4 protein-coding genes and 1 pseudogene are annotated in these 4,297 nt (G+C 50.1%); all 5 read left to right on the forward strand.

All coding sequences use genetic code 11. The features are described 5' to 3' along the window. Positions 1-1,209 (forward strand): succinate dehydrogenase (quinone) flavoprotein subunit (gene sdhA / locus BOO20_RS00005; protein ID WP_144277086.1); only part of this gene is annotated, 1,209 nt, incomplete at its 5' end. 8 nt (positions 1,210-1,217) lie between these two features. Further along, the gene (locus tag BOO20_RS00010; RefSeq protein ID WP_076788969.1) at positions 1,218-1,991 is read left to right on the forward strand and encodes a succinate dehydrogenase/fumarate reductase iron-sulfur subunit; all 774 of its coding nucleotides are present in this window, start codon (positions 1,218-1,220) and stop codon (positions 1,989-1,991) included. A 210-nt stretch (positions 1,992-2,201) separates the two neighbouring features. After that, positions 2,202-2,638: pseudogene (locus tag BOO20_RS00015) on the forward strand (DUF2127 domain-containing protein). 65 nt (positions 2,639-2,703) lie between these two features. Next, a complete protein-coding gene (locus BOO20_RS00020) occupies positions 2,704-3,285 on the forward strand; it encodes an RNA polymerase sigma factor (protein ID WP_076788973.1) in 582 nt (193 codons plus the stop codon). Positions 3,286-3,445: 160 nt separating this feature from the next. Continuing rightward, positions 3,446-4,198, forward strand: coding sequence for a hypothetical protein (locus BOO20_RS00025; protein WP_076788978.1), 753 nt, complete (start codon positions 3,446-3,448; stop codon positions 4,196-4,198). Positions 4,199-4,297: the final 99 nt, after the last annotated feature.

Consider the following 4,297-nt stretch of genomic DNA (forward strand, 5'->3'; position numbering starts at 1 on the left):
TCCAATGTGACTCCGGCATGGTGTGCCTACAAGAGAGGGGCTTTTATGGCCAACCCTGCCTTTACCCAGATTCATCCCACCTGTATTCCGGTGCATGGCGACTTTCAGTCAAAGCTGACTCTGATGAGTGAAAGCCTTCGCAACGATGGCAGAATCTGGGTGCCGAAAAAATTAAAGGATGTGGAGCGGCTGCGCCATAAGGATATCAAACCATCCGACATCGCCGAGGAGGATCGGGATTACTATCTTGAGCGCCGTTATCCTGCTTTCGGAAATCTTGTGCCGAGGGATGTTGCCTCAAGGGCGGCCAAAGAGCGTTGTGACGCCGGATATGGTGTCGGCGCTACAGGAATGGCGGTCTATCTGGACTTTGCCGATGCCATCAAGCGCAAGGGGCATGATACCATTGATGCGTTATACGGCAACCTCTTCCAGATGTACGAGCAGATTGTTGCTGAATCACCCTATGAAACCGCGATGATGATCTATCCTGCGGTACACTATACCATGGGCGGTCTCTGGGTTGATTACGAGCTGATGACGACCATTCCGGGACTCTTTGCCGCCGGGGAGTGTAATTTTTCCGACCACGGAGCCAACCGTCTCGGGGCATCTGCGCTTATGCAGGGGCTTGCCGACGGGTACTTTGTGCTGCCCTATACGATAGGCAACTATCTTGCATCCGAGATTCATACACCGCGGTTTGATCCTGCTGCTTCCGAATTCACTGCCGCCGCAGAGGGGGTTGCTGATCGCTTGAAGCAACTGCATAACAACAAGGGCAAGGAGTCGGTTGATCACTTCCATCGCCGTCTCGGCAAGATCATGTGGGAGTATTGCGGGATGGCCAGAAATGAGGCGGGCCTTACCGAAGCCCTCTATCTCATTACCGATCTGAAGAGGGAGTATGCACGGGGAGTAAAGGTTTCGGGCGGTCTGGATGAATATAATCCTGAACTCGAAAAGGCCTGCCGGGTTGCTGACTTTATTGAACTCGGCGAACTTATGGTGCGCGACGCCCTGCAGCGAAAAGAGTCGTGCGGTGGTCATTTCAGGGAGGAGTACCAGACCAGTGATGGTGAAGCTTTGCGCGACGATGAGAAGTTCGCATTTGTCGGCGCATGGCAATACACCGGCCGTGATGCAGTGCTGCACAGGGAGGAACTTCAATTCAACGAGATCAAGCTCTCCCAGCGGAGCTATAAATAGAGGATAATATGAATTTTACGCTGAAGATCTGGCGCCAGAAAAATGCGGAGGCCAAAGGCGGTATGGTTTCCTACGAGGTATCAGGGATCTCTTCCGACAGCTCATTTTTTGAAATGCTTGATATCCTCAACCAGCAGCTTATTGAGAGCGGCGGTGACCCGGTCTCCTTTGACCACGACTGCCGGGAGGGTATTTGCGGTACATGCAGCCTCTATATAAACGGGAGGCCTCACGGGCCGGTCAAGGGGGTAACCACCTGCCAGCTTCATATGCGCTCTTTCAGGGACGGGGAGACGATCCATATCGAACCATGGCGGGCAAAGGCTTTTCCGGTCATCCGCGATCTCATTGTCGACAGGAGTGCGTTTGATAAAGTGATCCAGGCTGGCGGTTATGTATCGGTTAATAGCGGAGGTGTGCCTGACGCCAATACCATTCCTGTTGAGAAATCGAAATCCGATGCGGCTTTTGATGCCGCCGCCTGCATCGGCTGCGGGGCCTGTGTGGCCGCCTGTTCCAACGCTGCCGCCATGCTCTTTATCGGAGCAAAGGTCTCTCATCTCGCTCTTTTGCCGCAGGGGCGTGTAGAGGCTGAAAAGCGGGTGCAGAAGATGGTAGCCTGTATGGATCAGCTTGGTTTTGGCAACTGCAGCAACACCTATGCCTGTGAAGCGGAGTGCCCGAAAGGAATTTCCGTAGTCAATATTGCCCGTATGAACAGGGGGTTTCTCAAGGCGAAACTCATGGCGGACAAGGCGAAGGAAATTCGCGATTCCATGTGAGCAGGCTGTAGCATCTTTTTATGTTATGTATTGCCCGGTAGCTTTTACCAGGTAATACATAACGGTTCAGGCCTGAAGCCGTCAGATCACGGACTGCTCTCTCAAGCTTTCCCCGCGACGTCCAGACCGAATCCGGATCAGTTTCATCAGAAGTAATCGGGGAGCAGATCACGGGGTTGAGCTGCTTTGTGCCGGATATTCCTGCGCTATATGAAGCTGAAAATCGAAATAAAAAAGGGTCTCAGGGCGTTAGCGATTTTTGAGGCCGCCAAAGGGGTATTGATTCTTTTGGCCGGATTGTCGGTCTTTTCCCTTCTTCATCAGAACATACAGATTGTCGCTGAGCAGTTGATAGCTCATGCGCATTTCAGTCCCGCAAAGAACAGCCCTAAAATATTTATTGAAGCAGCAGGCAATCTGACTGATGGGCGGATTTGCGCTTTGTTGAAGCCTGCGGCCTGTGGTTTGCCCGGCGCTGGGCCGAATGGTTTGCCCTTCTGAGTGGCGGAGTATATTTTCCGATTGAACTCTATGAGTTGCTGAAAGGAGTTACATGGATCAAGATCGTTTTTGTGCTGGTTAATCTGTTTATTGTGCTCTATATGGCTTTGGTACTCAAACGGAACGCTGTTGAGTCTGAACCATAGTGCCGGGAAGTGAGTGCCGAAGAGGCCGCACTCTTTTTTTGATGTAATCAGCTGTTTTACCGTATATGACCAGTAGATCACCACATCCGGCAGAGAAGCAATGTACCGATCAGGAGCTGGTTGCCCGAACGCTTGAAAACAAGCAGGAGTTTGTTGCCATAGTCGCTCGCTATGAGGCCGCCCTGTTGCGATATATTTTCCGGATGGGATGCAGGAGCTCAGCAATAGCAAAGGATCTTCTGCAGGAGATATTCATCAAGAGCTATCTGCATCTCAATGATTACGATCCTGCACTCCGTTTTTCATCCTGGATATACAGAATTGCCCACAACGAAATCGTCACAGCCTTCAGGAAGGAGCGGTGCCGTCCATTTCTCGTGGAGCAGGAGAAGGATCTCTTTCTTTTTGAAAAAGTTATCGATGATTTCGATCTGATTGTTGAAGATCATCAGGCTCATACTCCTGACGACCTGCGCAGGGCACTGGACCGGCTTGATTCGAGAAGTCGCGAAATAATTATCCTGAAATTTTTTGAGGATAAACGTTATGAGGAGATATCGGATATTCTGCAGATCCCGCAGGGGACAGTGGCGACGCTGATTAACAGGGCAAAGAAAAAAATAAAACACCTTCTGGACGGGAGATGAGGTTCCGGGTCAGCTCTCAGCGACTCTTTTCAGTGCGAAAGGAACGCCATCTCCCGTGCGTATCAGAGAGTGAATGGCACTCTCTTTTCTCACAAACAATAATTTCACGTAACAGGCGTTAGCTGTCATTTGGATGTATAAGGAACGATCTGAGTCAATAATGGCTGAAATAGAGAAGAGAAAGGTGGTGCCTATTCCCCGATGGCACTTTCTTCTCAGGCAGGCAGGATTCTGGATGCTTGCGTTACTCTCTGTTATAACCGGCAGTCTCTCCATGGCAACGGCTGTTTATGTATTTATCGACCATGATTTTATTGAGGATCATGTTTATCTCTACCGACTCTTTGCCGAACGGCCGCTTATTGGAGAGTTTTTTGCACGTATACCCTATTTGTGGCTGACGGCACTTGCGTTGTTTACGCTTGTGGCCTATTTCGGATTCCGCCATACCAGCAAAGGGTATCGCTACCCTACCCTGAGGGTGATTGCAGGCTCGGTACTTGCAAGCGTGCTGCTCTGCGCGGCGCTGAATACCGTCGATATCGGCGGATATATCCATCGATACCTTATCGAAAATGTTCATATCTATCATAACCTGATCTATGCCAATGAACATCGCTGGAGTCACTCCGAAAAAGGACTTCTTGGCGGTAAGGTTATAGCGATCAATAAAAGCCGAAGCCGGATTGTTATAAGAGATTTTAAAAAGGGAACCTGGCAGGTGGATATCACTAAGGCCGATGTTCGGCCGGGCACACCGATAGCGGAAGGGAAATATTTGAAAATCACAGGACAGAAAACAGGAAATCGTGTTTTTCAGGCTTTTGGCATACAGGCGTGGAATAAAAAATATCGCCGCCGGTCGGTAGTGATGCCGCAAAAAATGCCCATCAGGAATGCTCCGGGACTTTGATTCTCCGGGGGTGGTGCTGATTTTGCTATGAAGAGAGGTCTTTTAATCTCTAAGGGTCAATTCCCCGAAGCTCTGCTTCGTAAAAGAATATCAAATTGA

Source organism: Chlorobium sp. KB01 (assembly GCF_001975465.1).
Taxonomy (GTDB): domain Bacteria; phylum Bacteroidota; class Chlorobiia; order Chlorobiales; family Chlorobiaceae; genus Chlorobium.

What these genes read in the sequence shown, in the direction of transcription:
- BOO20_RS00010 (WP_076788969.1), top strand. Translation starts at nt 1,218, where the DNA reads ATGAATTTTACGCTGAAGATCTGGCGCCAGAAAAATGCGGAGGCCAAA.
- BOO20_RS00020 (WP_076788973.1), top strand. Translation starts at nt 2,704, where the DNA reads ATGACCAGTAGATCACCACATCCGGCAGAGAAGCAATGTACCGATCAG.
- BOO20_RS00025 (WP_076788978.1), top strand. Translation starts at nt 3,446, where the DNA reads ATGGCTGAAATAGAGAAGAGAAAGGTGGTGCCTATTCCCCGATGGCAC.